This window comes from Sinorhizobium kostiense (assembly GCF_017874595.1).
GTDB lineage: Bacteria > Pseudomonadota > Alphaproteobacteria > Rhizobiales > Rhizobiaceae > Sinorhizobium > Sinorhizobium kostiense.
Window position 1 is genome coordinate 356,514 of record NZ_JAGILA010000007.1, and the last position, 26,999, is coordinate 383,512.

Genomic DNA, 26,999 nt, shown 5'->3' on the forward strand with positions numbered 1-26,999 from the left:
GGGATGCGCGGCGCTGTGAGCGGGCGGGACGGTGCCGCGACGGCAGCGTGCGAACCCGCCAGCAGGGTGAGGACCCGATGACGAAATTGCGGCAGTCAGGTGACTACCAGATGCCGGTCGTTGACCGGGGCGTGCGGCCGGGAACGGTCTTCAGGATCATCGTCCTTGCAATCGTGCTGACCGCTTCGGCCGCTGCCTTCGTCGTTTTCAAGAACCAGCTCGAAAACGAAATCGTCCTCGGCATACTCGGTGTGCTGGCGATGGTCGGGATATTCTTTCTCGTATCCTCCGTGATCGGCTTCATCGAAGTCATGCCGCAGTCCCGCCCGGACGAACTGGCGCGCGCCTTCCTCGATGGCCACGCGGACGGGACGATCGTCACCGATCGCAAGGGGCGGATCATTTACGCCAATGCCGCTTACGGCGCCCTGACCGGGGCGAAGAGCGCGGCCGGCATACAATCGCTCGAGACGATCCTGTCGCGTAACCGCGAGGCGACCGAGGCGATTTATCGCCTCACCAACGGCTTGCATGAGGGCAAGCAGGGACACGAGGAGTTCCGCCTGCTGAAGCCGTTGGCAAACGGTACCGCGGGCGGTTCCGGGGCCCATTGGTACCGGTTGAAAGCGCGCGTGCTGCCGCTGGAAGATGCCGATAGCAATCCGCTCTATCTGTGGCAGATCGCCGATATCACCGCCGAACGCGACGACCAGGAACGCTTCTTCAAGGAACTGCAGAACGCCATCGACTATCTCGACCATGCGCCCGCTGGTTTCTTCTCGGCCGGGCGCAAGGGTGAGATCTTCTATATCAACGCGACGCTCGCCGACTGGCTGGGGATCGACCTCACGAAGTTTCGGCCGGGCTCGATCAGCATTGGCGATCTCGTGGCGGGCGAGGGGCTGACGCTCGTGCAATCGGTTCAGGCCGAGCCGGGTCTCAAGAAGACCAAGCTGCTGGACCTCGATCTGCGCAAGATGAACGGCCAGAGCTTGCCGGTGCGGCTGATCCACCGCGTCTCCTCGATGCGCGACGGAGCACCCGGAGAAAGCCGGACCATAGTCATGTCGCGCGAGGGCGAGGATGGCGACCAGTCGGCATCGAATGCGGCGATGCGCTTCACGCGTTTCTTCAACAATACGCCGATGGCGATCGCTTCGGTGGATGGAAACGGCCGCATCCTCAGAACCAATGCGCCGTTCCTGAAACTCTTCGCGGGCCTCGTTTCGCAGGACGAGGTCGAGCGAGGCGTAACGATCGACTCGGTCGTGCACGAGACGGAGCGGGACCGGCTCGCCGAGGCGCTGGCGGCGGCAAAGGACCGGCAAAGCGACATCGCGCCGATCGACGCCCTGCATCCGACGGATGACGGGCGCCACTTCCGCTTCTACGTGAACGCCGTCATCGACCAAAGCGATCAGGCGCCGGATGAGGCGGCGATCATCCACGCGCTCGAAATCACCGAGCAGAAGGCGCTTGAAAGGCAGATGGCGCAGACGCAGAAGATGAATGCCGTCGGGACGCTTGCCGGCGGCATCGCGCACGATTTCAACAATGTGCTGACCGCTATCCTGCTTTCCGCCGATCACCTGCTGCTTTCGGCAAGGCCGGCGGACGCGACCTTCGCGGATCTCATGGAAATCAAGCGCAATGCCAATCGCGCAGCCGTGCTCGTGCGACAACTCCTCGCCTTCTCGCGCAAGCAGACCATGCGACCGACGGTGCTCAATCTCACCGATGTGATCGGCGATCTTCGAATGCTGGTCGACCGGATGACCGGAACCAATGTCAGGGTGGAGGTGGACTATGGCCGTGACCTCTGGCCGGTGAAAACCGATCTCGGCCAGTTCGAGCAGGTGCTGCTCAACCTCGCCGTCAATGCGCGCGACGCCATGCCTGGGGGCGGCACCATCACGCTTCGCACGCGGAACCTGCCGGCGAGCGACGTAGCGGCGCTCGGACGACGGGAGTTGCCGGAGGACGACTATGTCATGGTTGAGGTCTCCGACGACGGCTCCGGCATTCCGCCTGAGATCATGGACAAGATTTTCGAGCCCTTCTTCACAACCAAGGAGGTGGGCAAGGGCACCGGCCTCGGCCTGTCCATGGTCTACGGCATCGTCAAGCAATCGGGCGGATACATCTATCCGGAATCGGAGGTCGGCAAGGGGACGACATTCCGTATACTCCTGCCGCGCCATGTCGAAGCCGCTGAGAGCCAGGCGCAGCCAATGGCCGAAGCGCCTGCCGCCCCGGCCGTATCGACAGATGTGAAGGAGGCGCCGGCCGCAAGGCCGGGGACGCAGGCGGAGCCGACCGATCTCACCGGGGATTCCGCCGTGGTACTGCTCGTCGAGGACGAGGAAGCCGTCCGTCGCGGCGGCAAGCGCATGCTCGAGACCCGCGGCTATAAGGTCTACGAGGCCGGCTCTGGCATCGAGGCGCTCGACATCATGGACGAACTCAACGGCGCGGTCGACATCGTCGTCTCGGATGTGGTGATGCCGGAGATGGACGGGCCGACGCTGCTCAGCGAATTGCGCAAGAAGTACCCGGACCTCAAGTTCATCTTCGTCTCCGGCTATGCGGAAGATGCCTTCGCACGCAATCTCCCGGCCGACGCCAAATTCGGTTTCCTGCCAAAACCGTTCTCGCTGAAGCAATTGGCGGTTGCCGTACGGGAAATGCTGGACTCCTGAAGCGGTTGGAACCCACTACCGGCACTGCTTGCGCGGCCCGCCACTATAAGGCTGATAGCTGTTGTCTTCCGGGCGATAAGAACGGTAGCGGCTGAAGCAATAGCTGATGTGTTCCTGCGTCAGGTTTATGCCTTCATTCGCGTCAGCCGGGAGATCGATTTCCATTGATGGGTAGGCGATTTCTTCCACATGGCTGTCGCTTGGTGGCGGCGAAGCGTCATCTGATAGATCCCTCGCCGCATCCATGTAGGGCGAGATGCAGGTCCGCTGGCCGCCACTGAAGGACATGTAGCTGTTGTCCTGTGGGCGGTAAGAGCGATAGCGGCGCGCACACCATTCGACGTGGGCAGCCGGGTAGGCTGACGACGCCGGCTGCTCTTCGCTGGGCATCGGTTGAATAGAGCCGGTGACCGACGTATCCAAAGGCTCCGAAGGGACTTCCTCCTCGGCTCCGTTGCCGGTTGTGGTCTCAGGCGCCGAAAGGAATTCCTCCTCGGCCCCGTTTGTAATTGTGGTCACCTCTTCCGGGGAGAGTTCCCTTTCGCCCTCTGGCAAACTGGTGGCTTCATCCATGTAGGGCGAGACGCAGGTCCGTTGACCGCCGCTCGACGGTGTATAGCTGTTGTCGTGTGGACGGTAAGACCGATAGCGGCGCGCACACCATTCGACGTGCGCCGTCGAATAGGTCGATGATGCTGGTTGCTCCTCGCTGGGCACCGGTCGAATCGTGCCGGTGATCGTCGCGTCCAACGGCTCTGAAGGGAGTTCTTCCACGGCCCCGTTGCGGGTTGTGGTCGCACGAGGTTCCGGGCGAAGTTCCTGTTTGGCCTCTGCGGCCGTTGTTCCAGTCACCCTGGACGTCGGACCAGTTGGGGCAGCGCGAGCCGGCAGTCGCTCGAATTGCTGCGCCGCTGTGTTCACTGCCCGCGGATCCTCCGACCATACTTCAGATTGATTCGTGTCCAGCCGCGGCTCGCGCGCTGGCTTCGCGGAGAGGATGAAAGTTGCGACGGCAGCCCCACTCAGGAACAGCGCGAGGGAAAGCGCGAACCCGCAAAGTCCTGCTAACAACCCTTTCACGTTACCCTCCTTCGATTATCCATACGAAGAATGCGACGGCTCCGTCTCAAGTTCCGGCGAAACATGAGAACTTTAGCGTCGTCACAGACGCTGCGACCTCAGCTTTCCTCAGGTGGCTTGACGTGCCGGAACTGCAGCAGCAGTAAAAGGTCGTAGCTGATCTTCAGCGCCGAGCGACCGGGCGACAGCTGGCGCAAGCGTTACAAGTCGCTCTGCCTGCACGACCCGGTGTGGTACGACCTGCGTTCCCGGTCGGCCCCAGTGTGCATTGTCGAGCGCGCAAGACGTCTCACCTACAGCCGTGAGTGGTCGCGCTCCGTAGCTGAGTCTCAGCAGATCTCTAACCTCCATAACCTTAGCGAACCGGACATGGGGAGTGTCTCTTGACATAAGTGGTATAACACCTTAACAGTTAGACCATGAGCAGCCTTGCCATTCGAAAAAAACTGTCGGACGAAGTCCGGCTCCGACTCGAGGAGATGATCCGGGAGGAGGTTTATCCTCCCGGCACCATGCTTCCTTCGGAGCGGGACCTGATGGAGATGTTCGGGGTTGGGCGTCCCTCGATCCGGGAAGCACTCTACGCCTTGGAGCGCATGGGGCTGGTGAAGATCAACACTGGCGAACGTGCCAAGGTCACCCGGCCCACGCCCGATCATTTCCTGTCTTCCCTGGCAGGAGCAGCGCGCATGCTGCTCGGCCGGCCAGAGGGAGTCGCCAATTTCGAGCAGGCGCGCCTGTTTCTGGAGGAGGGCTGCGCGCGCCACCTCGCGACCCATGCTACGGCAGACCAAATTGAGGCGATCGAGGCCGCGCTTGCGCGCAATGAGGCAGCCATCGGTAAGGCCCGTGCCTTTGCCATGACCGATGTCGCCTTTCATCGGACGCTGACCGAGATGGTTTCAAACCCCATTTTCGTCGCCGTGCATGATGCTTTTGTCGATTGGCTGATCAGTCGGCGGCCTCTGCCGGACCGGCCGGAGGTTTCGAACAGGGAGAGTTTCGAGGGGCATGTCGCGATCGTAGAGGCAATCCGCGCCCGCGACTCGGAGCGTGCGGGCCGTGTCATGCGCCGACATCTGGAGAGTGCAGAACGCAAATACAGGCGAAAAAGCCCATAAGGGCGACAAAGGGAGGAGCATTCAATGAAAACAGGATTGTTGTCGCTCGCACTCGCGGGCCTTCTCATGGCGTCCCAAGTATCCGCTCAAGAGGCGCGCACATTGCGGCTGGGGATGCAGGGCACTGCCGGTGATCCGCAATTCGAGGGCGTCACGGAGGCGGCGCGTATGATCAAGGAGAAGTCCGGCGGCCGGTTGACCCTGGAGATCTTCCCGAATTCCCAGCTCGGTACCTTCACCGAAATGATGGAGCAAGTCACGCTCGGCGAACTCGACTTCACCCTCAACCCGTTCGGGGGAATGGATGCCTGGGTTCCCCGCGCCGTGGTTGCGAGCACAGCCTATGTGGTCGGTGATTTCGATCACCTCCAAAAGATCATCGCCTCGGACTGGGGTAAGGGTATCGTCGAGGAGATGCGAACCCAGCACAAGTGGCGCATGGTCGATTCCTGGTATTTTGGGACGCGGCATACGACTGCAAAGAAGCCGATCGAAAAGCCCGCCGATTTCGCCGGCATGAAATTGCGCGTGCCGAATTCGGCACCGCTTCTCACCTGGGCGAAGGCGATGGGCGCCAGCCCCACGCCAGTGGCTTTCGCGGAAGTCTATCTTGCGCTTCAAACCAATCAGGTCGACGGGCAGGAAAATCCGCTGCCCATCATCGATTCGATGAAGTTCACCGAGGTGCAGTCGCACGTCTCGTTGACCGGACATCTGGTGCAGGACCAGCTCATCCTCGTGTCGGAAGATACATGGAGCGCGCTGGACCCCGCCGACCAGCAGGTCGTGATGGAGGCTTTTGAGGCGGGCGGCGCCCTCAATAACAAGCTGGTCAAGGAAAAGGAAGCGAGCCTCGTCGACGCTTTCCGCGAGCGCGACATCACCGTCGTCGAGCCGGACAAGGCGGCTTTCCGGGACGCGATGAAGCCTGTCTATGAGGATCTCGACTCGAAGTTTGGTGCCGGCACGGTGCAGAAACTGCTCGATCTCCGTTGAGCGCTGCAGGCGCCAACGCCCTCTAATCCGAGATTCCAGCTATGGCCAATCGAAGCCGGTGGCGAAGCCTTGCCCACCTTGAAGAGACCCTGGCGGCGATCCTTCTGGTCTTCGCCTTCGTCGTCATCGCGCTGCAGATCGCCACGCGATTCATCCTCCGCGATCCGCTGTTCTGGACAGAGGAGGCGGCTCGCTACGCTTTCGTGTGGTTGGTGGCGCTCGGTGCGGCGGCGGGCCTCACCTCGCGGACGCACATCACCATGGACATCGTGCCGATGATGCTTCCGGAACGGGCGCAGCTCATCCTGCGCCTCGTTCTGGACCTCCTGGTGCTCGGCGCCCTCCTCATCCTCGTATACTACGGCTCGTTTGGTGCCATGCGCGCCCACAAGGTGATGTCGATTGCGATCGGCGTGCCCGAATCCTGGCTCTATGGAGCTTTGCCGGTATTCGGGTTGCTTGCGGCGGTCCGGATCATGCTTGTGATGGCGCGGGATGCGCGAACGCTTTTAAGTGGCCGCCGACCGATCGTCGACACCCCTTCCGAAAGGTTTCTCTAGATGGCGACGCTCTTCGGCGGATGGTTCGCTCTTCTGGCCGCCGGCATGCCGGTCGGCTTCACGCTGATTGTGGCGGCGCTCGCCTATATGCTCTGGCAGGGCACGGGACTGAATTTTGCGGGGCAGCGAATGGTCGCCGGCCTGAACAGCTTTCCGCTGCTTGCCGTCCCTTTCTTCATCCTCACCGCTCAACTGATGAATCTTTCCGGCGTGACCGAGCGCATTTTCGATTTCGCCAAGGCACTTGTCGGCCATATCCGGGGCGGCCTCGGCCATGTGAACATCATGGCGAGCGTGATGTTCTCCGGCATGTCCGGCTCGGCCGTCGCCGATGCCGCCGGTCTTGGCCAACTTGAGATCAAGGCTATGCGCGACGCCGGCTATGACGAGCAGTTCTCCGGTTCGATCACGGCTGCGTCCGCCATCATAGGGCCGCTCATCCCGCCCTCCATTCCTCTCGTAGTCTATGGCGTGATCGCCAACACATCGATAGGTGGACTTTTCTTGGGCGGTATCGTGCCGGGCCTTCTCTGCGCAGCCTCTCTTATGGTTGTGGTCTATGTCATTGCGTGGCGGCGGAACTACGCGACCGAGCAGCGGGCGAGCCTTCGCCGGATCTGGTCTACTTTCTGGCGGGCGGTCTTCCCGCTCATAACGCCCTTCATCATCATCGGCGGCATCTTTGCGGGGATCTTTTCGCCGACCGAGGCGGCTGTGGTCGCTGCCACCTATGCTCTTTTCTTAGGTGTGGTGGTCTACCGCGAAATCACTTTCGCAAAACTCGTGACGGTGCTCCGCGAAACCGTAAGCCATACGGCCGCCGTCGGTCTTCTCATCATGGGCGTGTCCCTGTTCGGCTATGTGATCGCCCGGGAACAGGTGCCTCAGCAGGTCGCCGCGTTCTTCCTCGACTATTCGAGTGATCCTCTCACTTTCCTGATCCTCGTTAACCTCATGCTGCTTGCGCTCGGCACCTTCATCGAGGCCTTGGCGATCCTGCTGCTGATCGTGCCGGTTCTGGTTCCAACCGCACTTCAATACGGCATCGATCCCGTCCATTTCGGGGTCATGGTGGTGTTCAACCTGATGATCGGCATATTGACACCGCCCATGGGGGTAGCGCTGTTCGTGGTCTCGAAGGTCGCCAACATTCCCTTCGGCGTGCTTGCCCGCGGGATACTTCCTCTGCTCATCCCGCTCTTCATCGTGCTGGCGCTAATCACCGTCTTTCCAGCACTCGTCACTTTCATTCCCGACCAGATGCTCGGAGCCAACCGATGAGTCCTCTCGCCAAGCCACCCGAGGGCGTCTGGGGAGCGGTGCTGTTGCCGCTCGATCAAAGAGGCGGGATCGAATGGACAGCATTGCGGGAGCAGCTATCGGTGCTTCACGCGAGTGGACTCCAAGGCATCTATACCAATGGCACGGCGGGCGAATTCCAAAGCCAGACGGAGCAAGAGTTCGATCACTTGAGCCAAGTGGTCGCCGATTTCTGCCGCAGCGTTGCGTTGCCTTTCCAGATCGGGGTCTCGCACACGAACGCGCGCGTTGCACGCGAGCGGCTCAGCCGCGTCGCAGCAGTGAGGCCCGACGCGGTTCAGGTCATCCTGCCTGACTGGTGGGCTCCCAGCTATGACGAAGCGGAGCGGTTCCTCGTCGGTATGGCGGCAACGGCACCCGACATTCCGCTGGTCCTCTACAATCCCCCCCATGCCAAGCGCCGGCTGAACCTCGACGAGATCTCAAGGCTTAAGCAGGCTGTGCCCATGCTAATCGGCGCGAAGCTACCTGGAGGCGATGAGATCTGGTACGAGGAGCTTCGCCGGAAGCTCACACATCTCTCCGTCTTCATTCCGGGGCATTTCATGGCGAGCGGCTGCCTCGCGGGTGGCCGCGGATCGTATTCCAATGTCGCGTGCCTGAGCCCTGCCGGCGCCGTGCGGTGGTGGTGGCAGCTGGGTGAGGATCCGAAGGCCGCCCTCGCGTTCGAGGCGCGCGTCGTCGGCTTCATGAAGGAGCATGTCCTGCCGCTTGGCGCACGCTACGGCCTGTCGAACGCCGCTCTCGACAAAGCGATGGCTGCGGCCGGCGGCTGGTGCCCGATCGGCCCCAAGCTTCTCTGGCCTTACGCCTCCGCCCCGCGAGAGGCTGCTCTGCAGCTTGGCGCTGCGGCCCGTCACGAACTGCCCGAACTTTTCCCCCCAAGCCTTTGAAAGCGAACAGAATTATGAAACTCGAAGGGATTTATTCGGCCCTCCTTACTCCCTTTTCCGAAGACGAAGCCATCGACCGGCAGGCGATCGGGCCGCTGGTCGAGTTTCAGGTCGGACTGGGTGTCGACGGCCTCTATGTCGGCGGCAGCTCGGGCGAAGCGATGCTCCAGTCGGTGGAGGAGCGCGTGACCTGTCTGGCCGATGTCGCTGCGGCGGCGGCCGGTCGCCTCGGGCTGATCGCCCATATCGGCACGATCGCAACGCGAGACGCGTTGCAGCTTTCGGAGCACGCGGCCAGAGCCGGCTATCACGCAATCTCCGCGATTGCGCCCTTCTACTACGATTTCTCGCGGCCCGAGGTTATGGCGCACTATCGAGAGCTGGCTGACGCCTCCGGCTTGCCGCTTATCGTCTATAATTTTCCCGCCCGCGCCAGTGGCTTCACTCTGCCGGAACTGGTCGAGCTCCTCTCGTATCGAAATATCATCGGTATCAAGCACACATCCAGCGACATGTTCCAACTCGAGCGCATCCGCCATGCAGTGCCTGACGCGATCGTCTACAATGGTTACGACGAAATGTGCCTCGCCGGTTTAGCGATGGGGGCGCAGGGTGCCATCGGCACGAGCTATAATTTCATGGGAGATGTGTTTGCTGCCCTGCGGACGTGCGCAAAGGAAGGACGGATCGAGGAAGCACGGCGGCTGCAGGTTATGGCCAACGGGGTGATCCAGGTGCTGATCAAAGTAGGAGTAATGCCCGGGTCCAAGGCGTTGCTCGGCATCATGGGCGTGGACTGCGGACCATCACGGCGTCCGTTCCGTAAGCTCGAGACGGCCGATCTCACCGAGCTTCGGGGAGCCATCGCGCCCATCCTCGCCTGGCGTGAAGACCGCGCGCAGAGATCACAGGAGGGTGCTGGGAAAGCCGCCCTTAGCCGAGGCTAGTGGAGCGAGCTAGATTGGAAGGCTATCAGGCCAACTCAAGCTGAGAATCTTTCGCCCCTTGCGCGATCAACGGCGCGGGAGACTTCCTTTGCGGGTGGGAGGCGTTAAGTCGGCGCGCCACGATATCGTGGTTGAGCCACTGGATGGGGCCAGAGGGATCTGAGGACTCGCCAAAAATTAGCTGCCCGGTCGCCTCCACCACGAGAGCACTCAGGAGGTCGCTGATCATCGCCTTGCTGTCCCGATGCATCTGCGTGATCTCGTTGGACGTGCCAATGGTCAGATCGGCCTGTGCTTGGCTGTTTGCCATGGGCCACGCCGAAAAGTCGTAAAACGGACGCATGACCTCGTTGGCCTGCATATCGGTAATCTTTTGGAACACATCCTTCATCGTGAAGCCGTCTGCCAGAAGCTGCTGGCATGCCTGCCACTGGTCCTCTGCCCATTGGCCACCGTTCTCTTTCCTCAAGGCGAGGAGCAGCGGTATCAGGGGAAGTTCGATGCCCGTGAACACGTCGGACGAATTGGTTCGGATTTCGGGACAGTTATAGACGGTTGCTTTGACACCCGCTGCCCAGGCTTCTTGCGCGATGCCTTCGAGCCGCATCTTGGCGTAACCCTGGGTGTAGTTGGTGTAGGTCTGCCAACGATAGCTGCCGTCAATCAGGATTGCCGTTCCATGGTAACCGTAGGCCGTGTACCGGACCTGAGCACCCGATGCCTCTACGCGTTCGCGGATCGCCGCGCTGAAGTCGATAAGATGTTGGAAGGTGATTGCGGAGACTTCGTCGAAATTCTGCAGGATGAGCTTGCCCATGTCGCTGTCGAGCAGCGCTTGCGAAGACATGTGGCGGGGACCACGTCCCTTGTAGATTCGATTGGCAACAACCAGGAATACCTTCGCTTTCGGGATGCCTCCGGCCATTGTATGGGCAAAGAAGACATTGCGGCCGTCGGCAATCATTCCGTCGAGAACGGCCATGACCTGTGAAAGCGAATTCGTGAACCGTGAGGTGGCAATGTCCCGGCACTGCGCAATGTAGTCCCAGTCGAGCCTGTCATGTTCCCAGCTCTCCAGCGTCATTGTTGCGAGGAGATCGGTCGGAGTGGGGCCTCCTGTCGGAGCGTCGAGATCGAAACCGGCCATGAGAGGTATGTTGATAATCCTGCCGCCCAGTCGGTCCTCGGCGACAGAGAGTTCCTCGGCGTTCAGAGGCCGCAGTGCGTTGTTCTCGTCGCGCCGCCCGACCGTGATGCCCACGATCTCCATTCCGGCCCGCCGGGCTTCGTCGAGCAAGCCAGTCGCATATCCGCGACCGAATAGTTCACCGAAGAGGACGAAAACATCACCTTTACGAAAGACGCTGTTTTCGGCGATGCGATTCAATGCGACCGGGTTTTCCATGCAGTCAGCTCTTTGGTTCGTTAGCCGTCGAGCGGTGGCTCAGACGAGCTTCGATAATCACATGGCCGTACTAACCCCGTAATGGGAAGTCATTTTAAATGACCGTTCATTTCAAAGCGTGAAGTCCGCACGAAGCGTCACGACCAGGTAGGCCGCGAGCGTGATGACGACGACAAGCCCGGTCAGAGCCTCGATCATCAAACCTTCCCAGAGTCGGCCCAGTGTTTCTGCGGATCTTTTTGAGATCCGGATCGCCGCGAGGCGGCGGATGCGATCACCGAAATGGCGGTCGCGGCCGGTGAACACGAGGCGCGCGAAAAGCCGCAGGATAGGGCGTTCATTTGCAGCCGCTGCTTCGAGGATCTGGACGGCTATATTTGGGAGCCGCTGGGGATGCACCCGGAAGCAGCCGTCCAAGTTCCCGAGGCTTTCGCCAATACAGCCGCTTGACCGCATGTGTTCAAGTCGGGCTTCGCGGAACCCAGGCGAGCGGAACGAGCGCGATGGCAGGTGCGCGGGCCAATTCATGCTCCTGACAGCGCGAAGTCATATCTCAACCCTATGGCCACCGCCGAGAAGTCGATCTGATGCGTGAATCCGTTACCCAAGGTTGCGCTTGCACATATCCTCTGCAAGGTTATTGAGCGCGGTGGGTACTGCCGTGACTTCGCAAATCCCATCGGAAATGCAATTGCCGGTCCGGAAGACCGAGGGACAATATAGGATGTCGTGGAAACTCGATGAGACCGTACAAACATCTGCGGGCACGGTAGCAGCAGGTCGACTCGGGAGCGGGCCTGCACTCGTGCTGGCCCACGGTTGGCCATGGTCTTCGTTCTCATGGCATCGGATTATTCCGGATCTTGCAAGGCGGTATCGTGTGCATTGGTACGACATGCCTGGATATGGGCAATCCCACAAGGGCGCGGAGTATCGCACATCTCTTGATGTGCAAGGGAAAGTGTTCGCCGAAATGCTCGCGTACTGGGACCTCAAGAAGCCTATGATCGTTGCCCATGATTTCGGTGGAGCAACGACACTACGAGCACATTTGCTGCATGGCTGCGACTTTAAACGGTATGTTCTGATGAATGTCGTGGCTATGCGGCCTTGGGGATCGGAGTTCTTCGATCACGTCGGTCGCAATGTGGACGCCTTTCTGGGGCTGCCGCCGCACATCCACAGGGCGATTGTGGAGGCGTACATAAAGGGAGCGATCGTAAACGACGTCGATCCCGGAGATTTGGAGAAGCTTGTCCTGCCATGGCTGTCGGAGGAAGGACGAGGAAGCTTCTATCGGCAATTCGCGCAAGCGGATGAAAGATATACCGCCGAAGTCGAGCCGATGTACGGGGATATTCGATGCCCGGTAAAGATATTGTGGGGCGAGGACGATCCATGGATTCCGCTGGAGCGCGGCAAAGCGCTTCATGCGCTTATTCCGCAGGCATCGTTCGAAACACTCCCCCGCACCGGCCACTTGCCTCAACTCGAAGTCCCAAATCTCGTTCAGGAGCGGCTGAACGCATTTCTGTCGCGTGCAGGCGAAGACCGATAAATGGATCGATACGTGGGATGACGCTACTTCTCCTCGCGCTCGTTAACGTCCGCCTCGGGCCGTTTACGTCGGGGCAGTGAGCAGCCTGGGAGAATTGTCAAGAGCGCCGAGCCAAAGAGTGATGCCGTCGCGATGACACCGACTTGCAGCGGCGAAAACCCAAGGGCGATCAGATAAACCGGCAGAAGAATGGCCACGAAGCCGTCCGCGAAGTCGCGCAATGCTCGCGCCGCCAAGAGATATGTGGCCGGGTGGGTGCCTCGCAGCGACATCATCGCTTTCGCTCGCCGTGCTAGACCCACCCCATGAGCAATCCGGAGAAAAGGCCGGCGAGCGAGCAGCCGGCCAAAACCGTCAGCATGCCGATCTTGAAGCGGAACACCGCGATCATCGCCCCAAGCGTCAGCACCAGCGAGGCGAGATTGACTGAACTCAACACTGGAATGTCGATCGTCATGCCGAGCCCGCGTGCTTCGTAGAGTTCTCGAAACAGCACGTGCAGCGCGAACCATACGGCCAGATTCAAGATGACGCCGACCACCGCGGCGGTGATCGCCGCCAGTGCGGCGGACAGGGCCTTGTTGGTGCGCATCGTTTCCATGAAGGGCGCACCAAGAAAAATCCAGAGAAAACAAGGCACGAAGGTCACCCAGGTTGTCAGAAGTCCACCAAGTGTGCCGGCAAGCAGCGGGTTGAGCGGACCCGGGTCGCGATAGGCGCCCATGAAACCGACGAACTGGGTGACCATGATCAGCGGCCCGGGCGTGGTCTCCGCCATGCCGAGACCGTCAAGCATCTCGCCGGGCTTCAGCCAGTGATAGTGCTCGACCGCCTGTTGGGCGACATAGGAAAGAACCGCGTAGGCGCCGCCAAAGGTGACCATAGCCATCTTCGAGAAGAAGACGGAAATGTCCGTGAAGACATTGCCGGGGCCAAACCACGCCAGAAGCGCAAGCACCGGCGCGAACCACAAAAAGAGTGCCACGCCAGCGACCTTGAGCGACCAGCTGATTGGTGGGCGCGCGTGCGCCGGCACCTCTTCGCCAAGTGCAGTCTCTATGTCGGCGACCTGCTTGCCGCCGACTTTGCCGTGCCCGTTGCTCGCCTGGAATGCAGCCCAGCCCGCCCGTCCGCCGACATAGCCGATGAGGCCGGCAGTGAAGACGACGAGAGGGAAGGGGGCGCGGAACAGGAATAGTGCGAGAAACGCCGCAGCGGCGATCGCGATCATGACATTGTTCCTGAGCGCCCGACGGCCAATGCGCAGGACCGCCTCGAGCACGATCGCCAGAACCGCGGCCTTCAACCCGAAGAACAACGCCTGAACGGCTCCGACATTTCCGAAGATGGCGTAGATCCAGCTCAGCGCCATGATGGCGACTGCGCCGGGGAGCACGAACAGGGTCCCCGCCACCAGCCCGCCCTTGGTCTTGTGCATGAGCCAACCGATGTAGATCGCAAGCTGCTGCGCCTCCGGACCCGGAAGCAGGGTGCAATAGTTGAGCGCGTGAAGGAACCGCGTTTCGCCGATCCAGCGTTTTTCCTCGACGACGATGCGATGCATCATGGCAATCTGTCCGGCGGGACCGCCGAAGCTCAAGGCAGCGACGCGTACCCAGACGCGCAGCGCCTCGGCGAAGGAAATGCCGTGGTTCAACGGCTGGCGCTCCGACGTGGCATCACCGTCGCGTACAATGTCGGTCAACTTCATGCTCCCTTTTTCGGCCAGTTGTGCGTTTCGTCGGTTGCGTCGCGACACCAACGGTAGAACGCGTCGTAGAGGAGCAAGCCTGCCTCAAGTTGTTCATTATCGTCCGCGTACATGCGTGACAGTCCAAGCGATGCGGCGAGCAGGCCGGACGCTTGTGGAGCAAGATCGAGGCGAGCCGTATCGGCGCCGCGGACAATCCTGGCGAGGCGCAGGAGCGGTTCCGTCGAAAGACCGAATTCTTCGACCATCACATCGAACGTGCAGAGTTCGCCGCGGTGGCTCCAGCGGACCGGAGCTTCGATGTCGAAGGGCGTTGCCTGGAAGCGATCGGCCACCGCCTCGACCTCCGATGGGGCCACGAACAGGAAAACGGCACCCGGATCGACGAAGCGGCGGATGAGCCACGGGCAGGCAATCCGGTCGATTTTCGGCCGCGTGCGCGTCACCCAGACCGTGCGACCCAGTTCGTCCCGCTTGGGCGTGGCAGAGGCGGGCACCGCCGGGAGACCGGCCTCGGCCCAGGCTTCGAAGCCACCCTCGAGCACCTCGGCCGAAATTCCGGCATTGCGAAGCCAGGCGGCGACGCCGTAGCTGAGCTTCTTACCACGGTGACAGACGATCACGACCGACTGGCCATGGAGATCATCGAGCCAGAGCTGTAATCCGCGGTAGTCGCGCCGTACCGATCCGGGAATCAGCCGAGGATCGGCATCGAAGTCCTCGTCGATGCGCACGTCGACGAGGGCGGGGCATTTCGGGGTGCCGATAAGGCGTGCAAGCTTTTCGGGAGAGATTTCCATAAGTGACGACATGGCGCGTCCTCCGTCTACCGGTTGATCGGACGCGATGCTTCGGCTGTCGCCTCGTGGGGTGATCGCAACCCCATGCGCAGTGTTTTCCGCTCTTTGTCCGGCTCTGTCAAGCACGGAACCTTTCGCAGCCGGTCCGGACGGATAGGCGGTAAATGGCGGCGTCCCTGCAGTGGTGGGAATAGGGATTGTCTCGGAAATGCGACTGGCGACTTTCGCACGCGGCCAGGGATCAAGCGCATTTCACCTGTTGTTAATGTTTAGCGAATAACCTTGAATTGTTTTTGTCGGAGCACTCTCGTCATTGCAATCGCGGGAACGCCGACCGACAGACCGTGCCGCCGAGTAGGCAGCACGGCCATATTCCTACGCATTTAGCTCGCAAGAGATGCACTCTGTAAAAAATTCTATAGAAAGTAGTAGTTAAAAAAAATTGTGATCCTATTTCGGAGCGGACGCTATGAGATCCCAGAATTTCCGCATGCAATTGAGGAGACTGGCATACGACAGGAATGGGAATTTTTCGCTGCTGGGCGCTGTTGGCCTGGTGCCGATCATCGGAGCGGCGGCGCTGGCGATCGATTTTGTGGATGCCTATCTCGAAACGGAAAAGATCCAGAACGCATTGGATTCCGCCGCACTCGGATCCGTGAGAGCCTATGGCGAAGGGGCGACTGAAGAAGCAGCCAAGCAGGAAGGCGCGAAGTTCTTCTGGAGCAATTATACGACGCCGGCGACTGGAGGGTCGATTGGAACCGACCCCCAAGAGGCTTTGAGCGTGACATTCACCCGCGATGTCAATGAAGACACTGCCACGGCGGAGTATGTCATGGAGTACACGCCGCCATTTCTCGATCGGATGCCATTCCAGATCCGGCGCCAGGCCGTGGCTGCCAGGAGCGCGGGCGCAGAAGCCTGCATCTTGGCCCTCCACCCCACGGCCCAGCGCGCATTCAACGTCAGCGGCAGCGCGATCGCGGACATGACCGGATGCGCGATCGTTTCCAACTCGAACCACAACGAGTCGATCTATGTCGGGGGGACGGGCAGGCTGAAAGCCGAGTGCCTCTATGCGGCGGGCGGCATCTACGGTTCGCCGCAGCATATTACGCTCGACTGCGAGCATGCCGTCGAAGGATCGCCGCGCGTCTCGGATCCGTTTGCGGACAAGGCGATGCCGAAGACGTCCGCCTGGGTCGATCTTTCGGGTTGCGGCGTGAACTATGTCAGCGGTGGCGGCGGCAACGGCGATTGCAACGGCACCGGCAAGACGCCGAAGAACACCGATGGCTATGTGGTGACGTTGAAGCCTGGCACCTATGGCACCTTCGAGGTCAAGGGAACCGTCAAGCTCGAGCCCGGATATTACATCATCGATGGCGGGCGTCTCGAGCTAGCCGCCCAGTCGGTGGTGACCGGCAGGGGCGTCACCTTCTTTCTGCTGAACGGTGCCGATCTCATGATCCGGGGCGGCGCCACCTTCGACATCTCGCCGTCGCTCGATGGTGAATGGGCGGGTTTCTCGATCGTCGCCGAACATGGAAATACCGAGCGGGCGGTGGTCAACGGCAACAGCAATTCCTCGCTGACCGGAATCGTCTATCTCCCCGATGCGGCCGAACTGCAATTTTCGGGCAACGGAAAGACAAGCGGCGAGTGCGTCCGGCTGATTGCTCAGGAGATCACGCTCACCGGAAATGCAACGTTCAAGATGGATTGCAGCGCCGAACTCGCCGACAACGAATTCAATTATCCCGGCGCCATTCGGCTGGTGCACTAAGCAGCATCCGAAGGACAGGAGTGGGTGGAGAAGATCATGGAAAATTAAGATTGCTTCGACCGAGGCCGCGCATACAGGCACTTGAGCGCTGTCTCTTAAGAAGCTGCTTGCGCGCGGACGGCAACTACAGAGGCTACTCCGCGCAATTCGGCCAACTTCATCGACCCCCTTGTCCAGCTTTCGGTGCGATCATCTGTTCCTCCTGTTGAAGTCGCGTTTGCCCGTGTTACGCATGAGGATTTCGGACAGGACCCTCCGGTCATCCTCGGACATGGCGGCAATCCACTGGTTGGTGAAATAGCGCAATTCGTGGGTGGAGAAGGGGGCCGGGTTCCTCGCATGGGGAATGAGGGTGTCGATCAGCGTCTGCCCCAACAGAAAGCGGTCCCAGTCCTCCTTGATAGGCGGCTCTGCCTCCTTCGGCTTGGCCGCGACCACTCGTGGAACCGTCTTGACCACGGCCCCGGTGAGCACCGGCCTGCCCTCTAGGACCGCCACGTTTTTGCGAGTCTCCGGCTTATGAAAGAACCATTCCATCAGGCTCATCGCTTGCCCTTCAGCTTCGCGGCCAACTTCCCGTCACCGACCCCGCAAGCAGGCAGCGGACGAGAAGATTCTCCGGTGGACAATCAGTGGTTGCCGACGGTGCGGCACCACAGGTCGGGCTGGACCCCTTTTCGGTTACGCCAGCGCTGTGCCTGATATAGCCTTCATCGCGCCTTTTGATCCATTCGGCTGGTTGGCCGATACCTCTCCTTGAGGTAACCAGCCGTTTGGCCTAGTCCGTCGGATGGAACCTTGAAAAGGGTGCTGAGGCGAGGAATGTCAACCTGGCTCGCCTCGGTGCTGGCGGAATCGTTTCAGGGTGGCACAGAACAACGGCCAGCGGTCGCGGACGTCGGCATCTTCGCTCGTTTTGCCGTCAAGCCGGCCGCTGCCGGCACCTGTTCGGCCAGATAAACCTGCGACTATTCTGCGGTAAGTGCGACGGCGATTTCCGCGGCGAGGCGCGCATTGTTCTCGACGAGCGCGATGTTCGTTTCGAGGCTGCGCCCTTCGGTCATGCGGAAGAGATTGTCGAGCAGGTAGGGGGTCACCGCCTTGCCGGAAATCCCTTCGCTCGCGGCATTGTCCAGCGCGCGGGTGATATAGATTTCCATCTCCTCGCGCGGGATCTCGTTTTCCTCCGGTACCGGATTGGCGACGAGCATTCCGCCATCGACCCCGAGCAGTTCACGCATCCGCTGGAAATTGGCGATCGCCGCGGGGCTGTTCAGCATCAGCGGGCTTTTGAGCCCAGACTCGCGCGACCAGAAGGCCGGGAAATTTTCGCTGTCGTAGGTGACGACCGGCACGCCGCGGGTCTCGAGCACCTCGAGCGTCTTCGGAATGTCGAGTATCGCCTTGGCGCCGGCGCAGACGACGATAACGCCGGTGCGGGCGAGCTCATCGAGGTCGGCGGAAATGTCGAAGCTCTGTTCGGCACCGCGGTGAACGCCGCCGATGCCACCCGTCGCAAAGACGCCGATGCCGGCGCGGGCGGCGGCGATCATTGTCGCGGCAACCGTCGTGGCGCCGTTGCGGCGCTCGGCGATGGCGAAGGCGAGGTCGGCGCGCGACAGCTTCATGGCGCCTTTAGTCTTCGCCAGCGCTTCAAGCTTCGCGTCGTCAAGGCCGATGTGGAGCACACCGTGGATCACGGCGATGGTGGCGGGCACCGCCCCCTGTTCGCGAATGATCGTCTCGACGCTGCGTGCCATGTTGAGATTGCCGGGATAAGGCATGCCGTGGGTGATGATCGTCGATTCCAGGGCGACGATCGGCGCGCCGCGGGCCTTGGCGGCGGCGACCTCATCGGAATATTCCATCGGCAGGAAAGGGGAGGATGGCTTCGTCATCGTTCTTTGCTTCTAGAAATTGGAGCAGGCCATGAAATCGACGACCGCTCGGAGTTCGGCTGTCGAGTTCTCATGACAGCATTTCCGGCGCCGGCACAAGGGCCAAGGTCCGGTCGAGATTGTCTGCGGACATTTCCTCCGCGGCGGCGAACGGCGAGCGGAGCGTAATGACGGCGGCGGCAATGCCGTGCCGCAGAGATGCGGCGAGGTCGAGGCCGGAAAGCCGGGCAGAGAGAAACCCTGAAGCCAGAGCGTCGCCGGCGCCCGTGACATCGGCAAGCGCCGGCAATGCCGGCGGTGTCACGCGGTAGGCGCCGCCTCGGTCAAAGGCAATCGCAGCCTTGCCGCCGCGGGTCACCACACCGCCGGAGAGGCCAGCGGCGCGCAAAAGGGAAGGCCATTGCTCGGCGGCAGGGCTTTCAATCCCGGTCAGCGCCCGCGCCTCCGCCTCGTTCATGAACAGGAAATCAAGCCCGGGAAGGCATTCCCGGTAGCGGACGACCTTTGCCGGGGAAACGGCGATGCCGGCGACAATCCGGTCGTCGCCGCTTGCCGCTGCGACCAGCGCCCGCAGCGTCTCACAAGGCAGGTTCGCGTCCATCAGGACGAGATCGCTCGCCGCAAGTATCTCTCGCGTGGCGCGCTGCTGCAGCCGGCGTGGCGAGAATAGGGCGTAGAGGCCCATGTCCGCCAGCGCGATGACCAGGTTGCCGTCACTTTCGAGGATCGCAGTGTAGCTCGGCGTCTTGCGGTCGAGAAAGGTGAAGCTGCAGTCGATGACGCCGGCAGCCGCCGCGGCCACAGCGACGATCTCACCCGACGCGTCGCCGCCACGCGGACTGATCATGCGCACGCGATGGCCGAGGCGCGCGAGGTTTCGCGCGGCGTTGAAGCCGCCGCCGCCGGCTTCCTCGAACCAGGTGCCGGGATTGCTCGCCCCATGTGTGGTCGGGCCGGCAATGCGGCCTCGCCGATCGATATGCGCGCCGCCGAAAACGGCAATTTCATGCTGCCTCATTCACGCACCTCTTTGTGCGAATCGGAACGACCTGCGGGGAAGCGAAGCGAAGGACCGCACGACCTCAGGAAAGGGAGTACAACGGCCGTGAACAGGAACCGAACGATCTGAAAATAACGCATGTTATTCAAACCGTTGAGGTGCCATTGCCAAAAAGGAACAAACCATGTACAAAATCTCCTGCGGCGGCTTCATTGCCTCGATAGCTCCAATAACCTAAAGGTGGACCCAATGGCACAAAACTCTTTGCGGCTCGTAGAGGACAAATCGGTGGATAAAAGCAAGGCACTTGAAGCGGCTCTCTCCCAGATCGAACGTGCGTTCGGCAAGGGATCGATCATGAAGCTCGGTTCGAAGGACAGCGTCGTCGAGATCGAAACTGTCTCGACCGGTTCGCTCGGCCTCGATATCGCGCTTGGCATCGGTGGCCTGCCGAAGGGCCGCATCGTCGAAATTTACGGTCCGGAAAGCTCGGGCAAGACGACGCTGGCGCTGCAGACCATTGCCGAAGCACAGAAGAAGGGCGGCATCTGCGGCTTCGTCGATGCCGAGCATGCCCTCGACCCGGTCTATGCGCGCAAGCTCGGCGTCGATCTCGAGAACCTCCTGATATCGCAGCCCGACACGGGCGAGCAGGCGCTGGAGATCACCGACACGCTGGTCCGTTCCGGCGCGATCGACGTGCTCGTCGTCGACTCTGTTGCGGCGCTCGTGCCGCGCGCCGAAATCGAAGGCGAGATGGGCGACAATCTGCCGGGCATGCAGGCGCGCCTCATGAGCCAGGCGCTGCGCAAGCTGACGGCGTCGATCTCCAAGTCCAACTGCATGGTGATCTTCATCAACCAGATCCGAATGAAGATCGGGGTGATGTTCGGTTCGCCGGAAACGACGACGGGCGGCAACGCGCTGAAATTCTATGCGTCGGTGCGCCTCGATATCCGCCGCATCGGCTCGGTCAAGGAGCGCGAGGAAGTCGTCGGCAACCAGACGCGCGTCAAGGTCGTCAAGAACAAGATGGCGCCGCCCTTCAAGCAGGTGGAATTCGACATCATGTATGGCGAGGGCGTATCCAAGACCGGCGAACTCATCGATCTCGGCGTCAAGGCGGGCATCGTTGAAAAATCCGGCGCCTGGTTCTCCTACAATAGCCAGCGCCTCGGTCAGGGCCGCGAGAACGCCAAGCTGTTCCTGCGCGACAATCCGGACCTGGCCCGCGAGATCGAAATGGCGCTCAGGCAGAATGCCGGCCTCATCGCCGACCGGTTCCTTGAAAACGGCGGACCGGAGAGCGAGGGCGACGAAGCGGCCGGTATGTAACATCAGCGAGTTTCGCGCACGAAGCCGGCCCTCGCCATGAGCGGCCGGTTTTTGCTGGCCGTCTGGACAGCGTGATATGCGGAAGATAAAAGCCTGTGGTTCCGATGGCTGCGGTTGTCGGCGAGGGCGGCTATAAGCGATAGGCGCGGGGTTGAAGCTAGCGGCGCAGAGCACGAGAAACACGCGCTCGTCGCCGGGGAATGTGCACAGAATAGGACGCAAGATGAGCGGCGTGAATGAAATTCGGTCGATGTTTCTCGACTATTTCCGCAAGAACGGCCACGAGATCGTGCCGTCGAGCCCCCTGGTGCCGCGCAACGACCCGACATTGATGTTCACCAATGCCGGCATGGTGCAGTTCAAGAACGTCTTCACCGGCCTGGAGCAGCGTCCCTATTCGACCGCGGCGACCGCGCAAAAATGCGTGCGGGCGGGCGGCAAGCACAACGATCTAGACAATGTCGGCTATACAGCGCGGCATCACACCTTTTTCGAGATGCTCGGCAACTTCTCCTTCGGCGACTATTTCAAGGAACGCGCAATCGAGCTTGCCTGGAACCTGATCACCAAGGAGTACGGGCTCGACGCCAAGCGCCTGCTCGTCACCGTCTATCACACCGACGACGAAGCCTATGGCCTCTGGAAGAAGATTGCCGGCCTCAGCGACGACCGCATCATCCGCATTCCGACGAGCGATAACTTCTGGGCCATGGGCGACACCGGCCCTTGCGGCCCGTGTTCGGAAATCTTCTACGACCACGGCGAAGAGATCTGGGGCGGTCCGCCCGGTTCGGCCGAGGAGGACGGCGATCGCTTCATCGAGATCTGGAACCTCGTCTTCATGCAGTACGAGCAGGTGACGAAGGACGAGCGGATCGACCTGCCGCGCCCCTCGATCGACACTGGCATGGGCCTCGAACGAGTTGCCGCAGTGCTGCAGGGCCAGCATGACAATTACGACATCGACCTCTTCCGGGCGTTGATCGCGGCTTCCGAGGAAGCGACCGGCGTCAAGGCCGAAGGCGAGCGCCGCGCGAGCCATCGCGTCATCGCCGACCATCTGCGATCCTCCGCCTTCCTGATCGCCGACGGCGTCTTGCCGTCGAATGAAGGCCGTGGATACGTGCTGCGCCGCATCATGCGGCGCGCCATGCGCCATGCGCAGCTGCTCGGCGCCGACGAGCCGTTGATGTGGAAGCTCCTGCCGGCGCTGGTCGGCCAAATGGGCCGCGCCTATCCGGAGCTCGTGCGTGCCGAGGCGCTGATCTCCGAAACCCTGAAGCTGGAAGAGACCCGCTTCCGCAAGACACTGGAACGCGGCCTCAACCTGCTTGCGGATGCCTCCGCGGGGCTCTCCGAAGGCGACCAGTTCGACGGCGAGACCGCGTTCAAGCTCTACGACACCTACGGCTTCCCGCTTGACCTGACCCAAGATGCATTGCGGGCCAAGGGCATATCCGTCGACACCGATGCCTTCTCGGCGGCAATGGAGCGGCAGAAGGCCGAGGCGCGCGCCAACTGGGCCGGCTCCGGCGAAGCGGCAACCGAGACGATCTGGTTCGAGCTCAAGGAAAAGCACGGCGCGACCGATTTCCTCGGTTACGACACCGAAACGGCGGAAGGCGTGATCCAGGCGATCGTGCGCGACGGTGCCGTCGTCGGAACGGCATCGAAAGGCGACAGCGTCCAGGTGATCCTGAACCAGACGCCCTTCTATGGAGAGTCGGGCGGTCAGGTCGGCGATACCGGTGTCATTACCACGGAAACGGGCAAGTTGACCGTGACCGACACGCAGAAGCGTGGCGAGGGGCTCTTTGTTCATTATTGCGTGGTCGCCGAAGGCAGCGTCAAAACCGGCGAAGCGGCGGCGCTGACCGTCGACCATGCACGTCGCACCCGCCTACGCTCCAATCACTCGGCGACGCACCTCCTGCACGAGGCGCTGCGCGAAGTGCTCGGCACGCATGTGGCGCAGAAGGGTTCGCTCGTCGCGCCTGAGCGCCTTCGCTTCGACGTATCGCATCCGAAGCCGATGACGCCCGAAGAGTTGAAGGTCGTCGAAGAAATGGCGAACGAGATCGTCGTCCAGAATACCCCGGTCACGACCCGGCTGATGAGCGTCGACGACGCGATCGCCGAAGGCGCGATGGCTCTGTTCGGCGAAAAATACGGCGACGAGGTTCGCGTGGTAGCGATGGGTGAGGGCATTCGCGGTACGAAGGCCGGCAAGCCCTATTCGGTCGAACTTTGCGGCGGCACGCATGTCTCGGCGACCGGCGATATCGGCCTGATCCGGATCGTCTCGGAAACCGCTGTCGGCGCCGGCGTGCGCCGCGTCGAGGCTCTGACGGGCGAGGCGGCCCGCGCCTACCTCAATGAGCAGGACGAGCGGGTCAAGACCCTGGCCGCCGCACTCAAGGTCCAGCCGGCCGATGTTCTTGGCCGCGTCGAGGCGCTCCTGGACGAGCGGCGCAAGCTCGAGCGGGAATTGACCGATGCGAAGAAGAAGCTCGCGCTCGTCGGCGATGGCCAGAACGGCTCGGGCGATGCGGCCCGCGAGATCGGCGGCGTCCGCTTCCTCGGCAGGGTCGTCTCCGGCGTCGAGCCGAAGGATCTGAAGAGCCTCGCCGATGACGGCAAGAAGTCGCTCGGCTCGGGCGTGGTTGCCTTCGTCGGTGTTTCCGGCGACGGCAAGGCAAGCGCCGTCGTCGCTGTTACGGACGACCTCACTTCGAAGGTCAGTGCCGTCGATCTGGTGCGTGTCGCCTCGGCAGCACTCGGTGGCAAGGGCGGTGGCGGTCGACCCGATATGGCGCAGGCAGGCGGACCGGACGGCGGTCGTGCGGCCGAGGCGATCGAAGCAGTCGCGGTTGCGCTCGCCGGCTGAGCAGCCGCAGGAGAACTTCGACCCCCCGCCGGACGACCCCATGCCGTGCGACGTCAGGTGATTCCACCTGACTGCAAGAATGGAAACAATTCTGTTCGCTCAAGCTGAGCGGAATGTCGCTCGGCTGGCGCGTGTCGTAGCCAACGCTACGGCCAAGCCGGCAGAGAGTGCTTCATCAACAGAGGAAGCGCCGCATGCGACAGCAGGGAACGGGTGACGCGGCCGAGTAGCAGCTCAAGGAAGTAGCCATGTCGGAACGCCCCGATCAGCAGGCAGGTCGCATTTGCTGCGCCGGCGAAGTCGAGGAGGGACTCGGCGACTGAGCGGCCGTCCGAATTGACCGCGACGACGTCGCCCCTTAGGCTCAGCTGCGCGAGCAGCTCTCTGGCCGTCAACTGATAGCTGTCGTCCGTCTCGTCGTCGATGCAAAGGACCGTGACGCGATCCGCTGCTGCCAGCCAGCGCCTTGCCGCGAAAACCGCATCGCGTGCATGCGGATGCGGCTTCCAGCCGATCACGACGTGCTGGAGAAGTTTGCCGGCGTATCCCCCGCTGGGCGGCACGAGCACCAGCTTGCACTCCTTAAAGAGCACGTCGTGGAAGGCATCGCGCGCATCCATGCTGCCGTGGGCCGGGGCGACGACAAGCCCGATCCCGTGGCATTCACTCCGCACACAACGGGCGAGATCGCCGCGGCAGTCGTCCAGCGGAATCTCCTGGCGAGCGGTGTTGGCTCCTTTCCACTCATTGAAAGCCCGCTCGACGCGCTCGAGACGCTCGCGTGGCATGCCTTCCTCAAGGTTGCGCAGCATTTGCAGATCAATTTCCTCGGGCGCGGCGATCATCGCTTCAGGATCGGCACCGATGTGCGCGACGGCCATGCGGCCCTGGATGGCGCGGGCGGCGTCTTCGGCGATATCCAGGCAGGCGCGGGCACTCGCAAAGTCGGGCAACAGGGCCAGGACATCCGCGTGGATGGTCAGCTCGCGAGGCCGGTCGGCAAACACATTACCCGCCGCCGGCCCGTTGATGTCGTTGCCTTTTGCGGGAGCTGTGTTCATTGGCCCTCTTCCGGCGGGGCTTCCACATCGCCTCGGGCACAGACTTTGCGCCTCTGTGGCAAGGAGTTAATCTACCCCCACGCAGGATTGCCCGCAACGTCGAAGGGTTTGGCATCTCATTCCGATATCGAGGACCCGGCCGCGTGCTGCACCGCGCACCGGTCCGGCGATCACCGATTTCCTCTGATGATCGCCTGCGGCGCCAGCCGTTTTCATGCGGTCTTTTCGGCTCGTATGCTTTCGAGGGCCGCGGTGACCGAGGCGCGCATCAAAACGCGGGGCGGGCGAACGTGATGCTGGTAAAGCGTGCGGCGGACCTGCGACCTCGCCCCCGTGATGATGAAGCGCACGCCGCTTCGCTCAGCCTTCCTGAGTGTGCCTTCAATGACGCTGGCGGCGGTCGAATCCATGAACGGGACTTCGGAGCAGTCGAGAATGAAGTTCCGGCGCTGATCGGCGATGCGGTCAAGGACGGTGCCGACCGTGGCGGCGGAACCGAAGAAGAAGACGCCCGATATCCGGTAGATGACCGTGTCCGGGTCGTCGGCAACGACCGGATGCTCCTCCTCGCCATTTTCCCGTTTCAGAATGGCCAGTGGCGTGCTTTCCCCGACGGAGATGCTCTTCGCCATGCGGTCGATGAACAGTACCGCGCCGAGAGCGAAGCCGATCACGATCCCTTCCGTCAGTTCGCGGAAGACGACAATGAGGAAGGTGGCGAGCAAAACCACCGCATCGCCGTAGGAGGATCGCAGCAGCGCCATGAAGGCCGGTTTTTCGATCATGTTCCAGGCGACGATTGCGAGCACGCCGGCGAGCGCGGCAAGCGGGATATAGCTTGCGAGCGGCGCGGCCAGCAGCATGAAGAGAAGAAGAAAGACGGAGTGCAGCATGCCCGAAACAGGGCTCGTGCCGCCGGCGCGTACGTTCGTTGCCGTGCGCGCTATGGTGCCGGTCACACATATTCCGCCGAAGAGGGCCGAGCAGAAATTTGCGATTCCCTGCGCGATCAGTTCCATGCTCGAACGATGCCTGCGGCCGGTCATGCCATCGGCGACGACGGCCGAAAGCAGCGATTCGATCGCACCGAGAAGGGCGAAGGAGACCGCGTCGGGGAAGACGGCGGTCAGCTTCTCCAGCGAAAACGGCGGCAGGGCCGGCAAGGGCAGGCCGCGCGGAATTCCGCCGAAGCGCGTTCCGATCGTTTCGGCCGGCAATTGCAGCAGGGCGACCAGGACAGATGCTGCGGCAACAGCGATCAGCATGCCGGGCCAATGTGGCCTCAGCCGGCGAAGTGCGAGGATGATGCCGATCGTCAACGCCGCGGTCAGTACGGCCGCCCAGTTGACCGTATCGGCCGCACGACCGAGCACGACGATTTTATCAAGGATCGGGCCAGGCTCTCCTTCTGCCAGCGTGAGACCGAACAGGTCCCGCAGCTGGCTTGCGAAGATGATCACGGCGATTCCGGCGGTGAAGCCGACGGTCACCGGATAGGGAATGAATTTGATGTATTGTCCGAGCCGAAGATAGCCGGCGGCGATCAGCATGAGGCCGCTCATCGCGGTTGCCAGCAGGAGACCGTCGATGCCGTGGCGTGCGACGGTGGCAGCGACGAGGACGATGAAGGCGCCGGCGGGGCCGCCGATCTGCACGCGGCTCCCGCCGAGAAGCGAGACGAGGAAGCCGCCGATGATCGCCGTGTAGAGCCCGCGGTCGGGGGTAACGCCCGAGGCGATGGCAATCGCCATCGAAAGCGGCAGGGCGACGATCGCAACCGTCAGCCCGGCAAAGGCATCCGCCTTGAGGCGGGCGAGATCATAGCCTTCGGCAATGACGCTGATTGTTTTCGGGACGACGGTATCTGGCATCGGCGAGGCTTTCGGGACGCCGTCACGTTGCGGGATCGAACGTGCCGGGCATGCTCAGCGTAGCTGAG

At 61.8% G+C, this 26,999-nt stretch carries 20 protein-coding genes and 3 pseudogenes; 11 read left to right on the plus strand and 12 right to left on the minus strand.

The genetic code is table 11. The features are described 5' to 3' along the window. Nucleotides 1-77 precede the first annotated feature (77 nt). Nucleotides 78-2,699 carry a cell cycle histidine kinase CckA gene (gene cckA, locus J2Z31_RS23260; protein ID WP_209605068.1) on the plus strand — a complete coding sequence of 874 codons (2,622 nt, stop codon included), beginning with the start codon at nt 78-80 and terminating at the stop codon, nt 2,697-2,699. Nucleotides 2,700-2,714: 15 nt separating this feature from the next. On the opposite strand, the pseudogene J2Z31_RS30015 reads toward cckA, so the two are convergent. Together J2Z31_RS30015 and J2Z31_RS30020 are read right to left on the minus strand one after the other, a co-directional pair. After that, nucleotides 2,715-3,173 (minus strand): annotated as a pseudogene (locus tag J2Z31_RS30015) (BA14K family protein); the annotation flags it as partial. A gap of 150 nt (nt 3,174-3,323) precedes the next feature. Then, nucleotides 3,324-3,779: pseudogene (locus J2Z31_RS30020) on the minus strand (BA14K family protein); the annotation flags it as partial. 419 nt (nt 3,780-4,198) lie between these two features. Here J2Z31_RS30020 and nanR point away from each other — a divergent pair. The 6 genes from nanR to J2Z31_RS23295 are packed head-to-tail and all read left to right on the plus strand — an operon-like array spanning nt 4,199 to nt 9,616. Continuing rightward, nucleotides 4,199-4,900, plus strand: a complete 702-nt coding sequence (gene nanR, locus J2Z31_RS23270; RefSeq protein ID WP_209605071.1) for a transcriptional regulator NanR — start codon at nt 4,199-4,201, stop codon at nt 4,898-4,900. A gap of 24 nt (nt 4,901-4,924) precedes the next feature. Continuing rightward, a complete protein-coding gene (locus J2Z31_RS23275) occupies nt 4,925-5,896 on the plus strand; it encodes a sialic acid TRAP transporter substrate-binding protein SiaP (protein WP_209605073.1) in 972 nt (323 codons plus the stop codon). Nucleotides 5,897-5,937: 41 nt separating this feature from the next. Then, nucleotides 5,938-6,456, plus strand: a complete 519-nt coding sequence (locus J2Z31_RS23280) for a TRAP transporter small permease (protein ID WP_209605075.1) — start codon at nt 5,938-5,940, stop codon at nt 6,454-6,456. Further along, nucleotides 6,457-7,737 carry a TRAP transporter large permease gene (locus J2Z31_RS23285; protein WP_209605077.1) on the plus strand — a complete coding sequence of 427 codons (1,281 nt, stop codon included), beginning with the start codon at nt 6,457-6,459 and terminating at the stop codon, nt 7,735-7,737. It begins immediately after the preceding gene. Continuing rightward, on the plus strand, nt 7,734-8,669 hold the full coding sequence (locus J2Z31_RS23290) for a dihydrodipicolinate synthase family protein (RefSeq protein ID WP_209605079.1): 936 nt from the start codon (nt 7,734-7,736) through the stop codon (nt 8,667-8,669). The genes J2Z31_RS23285 and J2Z31_RS23290 overlap by 4 nt, the downstream gene beginning before the upstream one ends. A gap of 14 nt (nt 8,670-8,683) precedes the next feature. Continuing rightward, complete coding sequence (locus tag J2Z31_RS23295; protein ID WP_209605080.1) at nt 8,684-9,616, plus strand: N-acetylneuraminate lyase; 933 nt, start codon at nt 8,684-8,686, stop codon at nt 9,614-9,616. Between the two features lie 25 nt (nt 9,617-9,641). On the opposite strand, the gene J2Z31_RS23300 is transcribed toward J2Z31_RS23295, so the two are convergent. Continuing rightward, nucleotides 9,642-11,021, minus strand: coding sequence for an enoyl ACP reductase FabMG family protein (locus J2Z31_RS23300; RefSeq protein WP_209605082.1), 1,380 nt, complete (start codon nt 11,019-11,021; stop codon nt 9,642-9,644). 111 nt (nt 11,022-11,132) lie between these two features. Next, nucleotides 11,133-11,438 carry a hypothetical protein gene (locus J2Z31_RS23305; RefSeq protein ID WP_209605084.1) on the minus strand — a complete coding sequence of 102 codons (306 nt, stop codon included), beginning with the start codon at nt 11,436-11,438 and terminating at the stop codon, nt 11,133-11,135. A 307-nt stretch (nt 11,439-11,745) separates the two neighbouring features. Here J2Z31_RS23305 and J2Z31_RS23310 point away from each other — a divergent pair, with 307 nt between their 5' ends. Continuing rightward, entirely contained in the window at nt 11,746-12,579 is an 834-nt protein-coding gene (locus J2Z31_RS23310; RefSeq protein WP_209605085.1) for an alpha/beta fold hydrolase, read from the plus strand. A gap of 65 nt (nt 12,580-12,644) precedes the next feature. Here the strand turns inward: J2Z31_RS23310 and J2Z31_RS23315 are convergent. The 3 genes and pseudogenes from J2Z31_RS23315 to J2Z31_RS23325 all read right to left on the minus strand — a co-directional run. Further along, nucleotides 12,645-12,854, minus strand: a pseudogene (locus J2Z31_RS23315) (MFS transporter); the annotation flags it as partial. 17 nt (nt 12,855-12,871) lie between these two features. After that, nucleotides 12,872-14,290 (minus strand): chromate efflux transporter, encoded by a 1,419-nt coding sequence (gene chrA / locus J2Z31_RS23320; protein WP_209605088.1) that lies wholly within the window; start codon nt 14,288-14,290, stop codon nt 12,872-12,874. Beyond that, the gene (locus tag J2Z31_RS23325) at nt 14,287-15,102 is read right to left on the minus strand and encodes a chromate resistance protein ChrB domain-containing protein (RefSeq protein ID WP_209605090.1); all 816 of its coding nucleotides are present in this window, start codon (nt 15,100-15,102) and stop codon (nt 14,287-14,289) included. The genes chrA and J2Z31_RS23325 overlap by 4 nt, the downstream gene beginning before the upstream one ends. A gap of 457 nt (nt 15,103-15,559) precedes the next feature. On the opposite strand from J2Z31_RS23325, the gene J2Z31_RS23330 reads away from it, so the two are divergent. Continuing rightward, nucleotides 15,560-16,879: a TadE/TadG family type IV pilus assembly protein gene (locus tag J2Z31_RS23330; RefSeq protein WP_209605092.1), complete on the plus strand. Its 1,320-nt coding sequence runs from the start codon at nt 15,560-15,562 to the stop codon at nt 16,877-16,879. A 189-nt stretch (nt 16,880-17,068) separates the two neighbouring features. Here the strand turns inward: J2Z31_RS23330 and J2Z31_RS23335 are convergent, their stop codons facing one another. The 3 genes from J2Z31_RS23335 to J2Z31_RS23345 all read right to left on the minus strand — a co-directional run bounded on the left by J2Z31_RS23335 (nt 17,069) and on the right by J2Z31_RS23345 (nt 19,795). Beyond that, entirely contained in the window at nt 17,069-17,425 is a 357-nt protein-coding gene (locus J2Z31_RS23335) for a hypothetical protein (protein ID WP_209605094.1), read from the minus strand. 422 nt (nt 17,426-17,847) lie between these two features. Beyond that, nucleotides 17,848-18,777 (minus strand): pseudouridine-5'-phosphate glycosidase, encoded by a 930-nt coding sequence (locus tag J2Z31_RS23340; protein WP_209605096.1) that lies wholly within the window; start codon nt 18,775-18,777, stop codon nt 17,848-17,850. A gap of 70 nt (nt 18,778-18,847) precedes the next feature. Further along, nucleotides 18,848-19,795 carry a carbohydrate kinase family protein gene (locus tag J2Z31_RS23345; RefSeq protein WP_209605097.1) on the minus strand — a complete coding sequence of 316 codons (948 nt, stop codon included), beginning with the start codon at nt 19,793-19,795 and terminating at the stop codon, nt 18,848-18,850. Nucleotides 19,796-20,026: 231 nt separating this feature from the next. Here J2Z31_RS23345 and recA point away from each other — a divergent pair, with 231 nt between their 5' ends. Continuing rightward, nucleotides 20,027-21,112 (plus strand): recombinase RecA, encoded by a 1,086-nt coding sequence (gene recA / locus J2Z31_RS23350; RefSeq protein ID WP_209605099.1) that lies wholly within the window; start codon nt 20,027-20,029, stop codon nt 21,110-21,112. Nucleotides 21,113-21,335: 223 nt separating this feature from the next. After that, nucleotides 21,336-23,999 carry an alanine--tRNA ligase gene (gene alaS / locus J2Z31_RS23355; RefSeq protein WP_209605101.1) on the plus strand — a complete coding sequence of 888 codons (2,664 nt, stop codon included), beginning with the start codon at nt 21,336-21,338 and terminating at the stop codon, nt 23,997-23,999. Between the two features lie 146 nt (nt 24,000-24,145). Here the strand turns inward: alaS and J2Z31_RS23360 are convergent, their stop codons facing one another. Beyond that, nucleotides 24,146-25,006, minus strand: coding sequence for a universal stress protein (locus J2Z31_RS23360; RefSeq protein ID WP_328243628.1), 861 nt, complete (start codon nt 25,004-25,006; stop codon nt 24,146-24,148). Between the two features lie 266 nt (nt 25,007-25,272). Further along, on the minus strand, nt 25,273-26,931 hold the full coding sequence (locus tag J2Z31_RS23365) for a SulP family inorganic anion transporter (protein ID WP_209605105.1): 1,659 nt from the start codon (nt 26,929-26,931) through the stop codon (nt 25,273-25,275). Nucleotides 26,932-26,999: the final 68 nt, after the last annotated feature.

Bases quoted from the DNA above. Each gene is read 5' to 3' on its own strand.
- cckA (WP_209605068.1), top strand. From the start codon at position 78: ATGACGAAATTGCGGCAGTCAGGTGACTACCAGATGCCGGTCGTTGAC.
- nanR (WP_209605071.1), top strand. From the start codon at position 4,199: ATGAGCAGCCTTGCCATTCGAAAAAAACTGTCGGACGAAGTCCGGCTC.
- J2Z31_RS23275 (WP_209605073.1), top strand. From the start codon at position 4,925: ATGAAAACAGGATTGTTGTCGCTCGCACTCGCGGGCCTTCTCATGGCG.
- J2Z31_RS23280 (WP_209605075.1), top strand. From the start codon at position 5,938: ATGGCCAATCGAAGCCGGTGGCGAAGCCTTGCCCACCTTGAAGAGACC.
- J2Z31_RS23285 (WP_209605077.1), top strand. From the start codon at position 6,457: ATGGCGACGCTCTTCGGCGGATGGTTCGCTCTTCTGGCCGCCGGCATG.
- J2Z31_RS23290 (WP_209605079.1), top strand. From the start codon at position 7,734: ATGAGTCCTCTCGCCAAGCCACCCGAGGGCGTCTGGGGAGCGGTGCTG.
- J2Z31_RS23295 (WP_209605080.1), top strand. From the start codon at position 8,684: ATGAAACTCGAAGGGATTTATTCGGCCCTCCTTACTCCCTTTTCCGAA.
- J2Z31_RS23300 (WP_209605082.1), bottom strand. From the start codon at position 11,021: ATGGAAAACCCGGTCGCATTGAATCGCATCGCCGAAAACAGCGTCTTT.
- J2Z31_RS23310 (WP_209605085.1), top strand. From the start codon at position 11,746: ATGTCGTGGAAACTCGATGAGACCGTACAAACATCTGCGGGCACGGTA.
- chrA (WP_209605088.1), bottom strand. From the start codon at position 14,290: ATGAAGTTGACCGACATTGTACGCGACGGTGATGCCACGTCGGAGCGC.
- J2Z31_RS23325 (WP_209605090.1), bottom strand. From the start codon at position 15,102: ATGTCGTCACTTATGGAAATCTCTCCCGAAAAGCTTGCACGCCTTATC.
- J2Z31_RS23330 (WP_209605092.1), top strand. From the start codon at position 15,560: ATGAGATCCCAGAATTTCCGCATGCAATTGAGGAGACTGGCATACGAC.
- J2Z31_RS23335 (WP_209605094.1), bottom strand. From the start codon at position 17,425: ATGAGCCTGATGGAATGGTTCTTTCATAAGCCGGAGACTCGCAAAAAC.
- J2Z31_RS23340 (WP_209605096.1), bottom strand. From the start codon at position 18,777: ATGACGAAGCCATCCTCCCCTTTCCTGCCGATGGAATATTCCGATGAG.
- J2Z31_RS23345 (WP_209605097.1), bottom strand. From the start codon at position 19,795: ATGAGGCAGCATGAAATTGCCGTTTTCGGCGGCGCGCATATCGATCGG.
- recA (WP_209605099.1), top strand. From the start codon at position 20,027: ATGGCACAAAACTCTTTGCGGCTCGTAGAGGACAAATCGGTGGATAAA.
- alaS (WP_209605101.1), top strand. From the start codon at position 21,336: ATGAGCGGCGTGAATGAAATTCGGTCGATGTTTCTCGACTATTTCCGC.
- J2Z31_RS23365 (WP_209605105.1), bottom strand. From the start codon at position 26,931: ATGCCAGATACCGTCGTCCCGAAAACAATCAGCGTCATTGCCGAAGGC.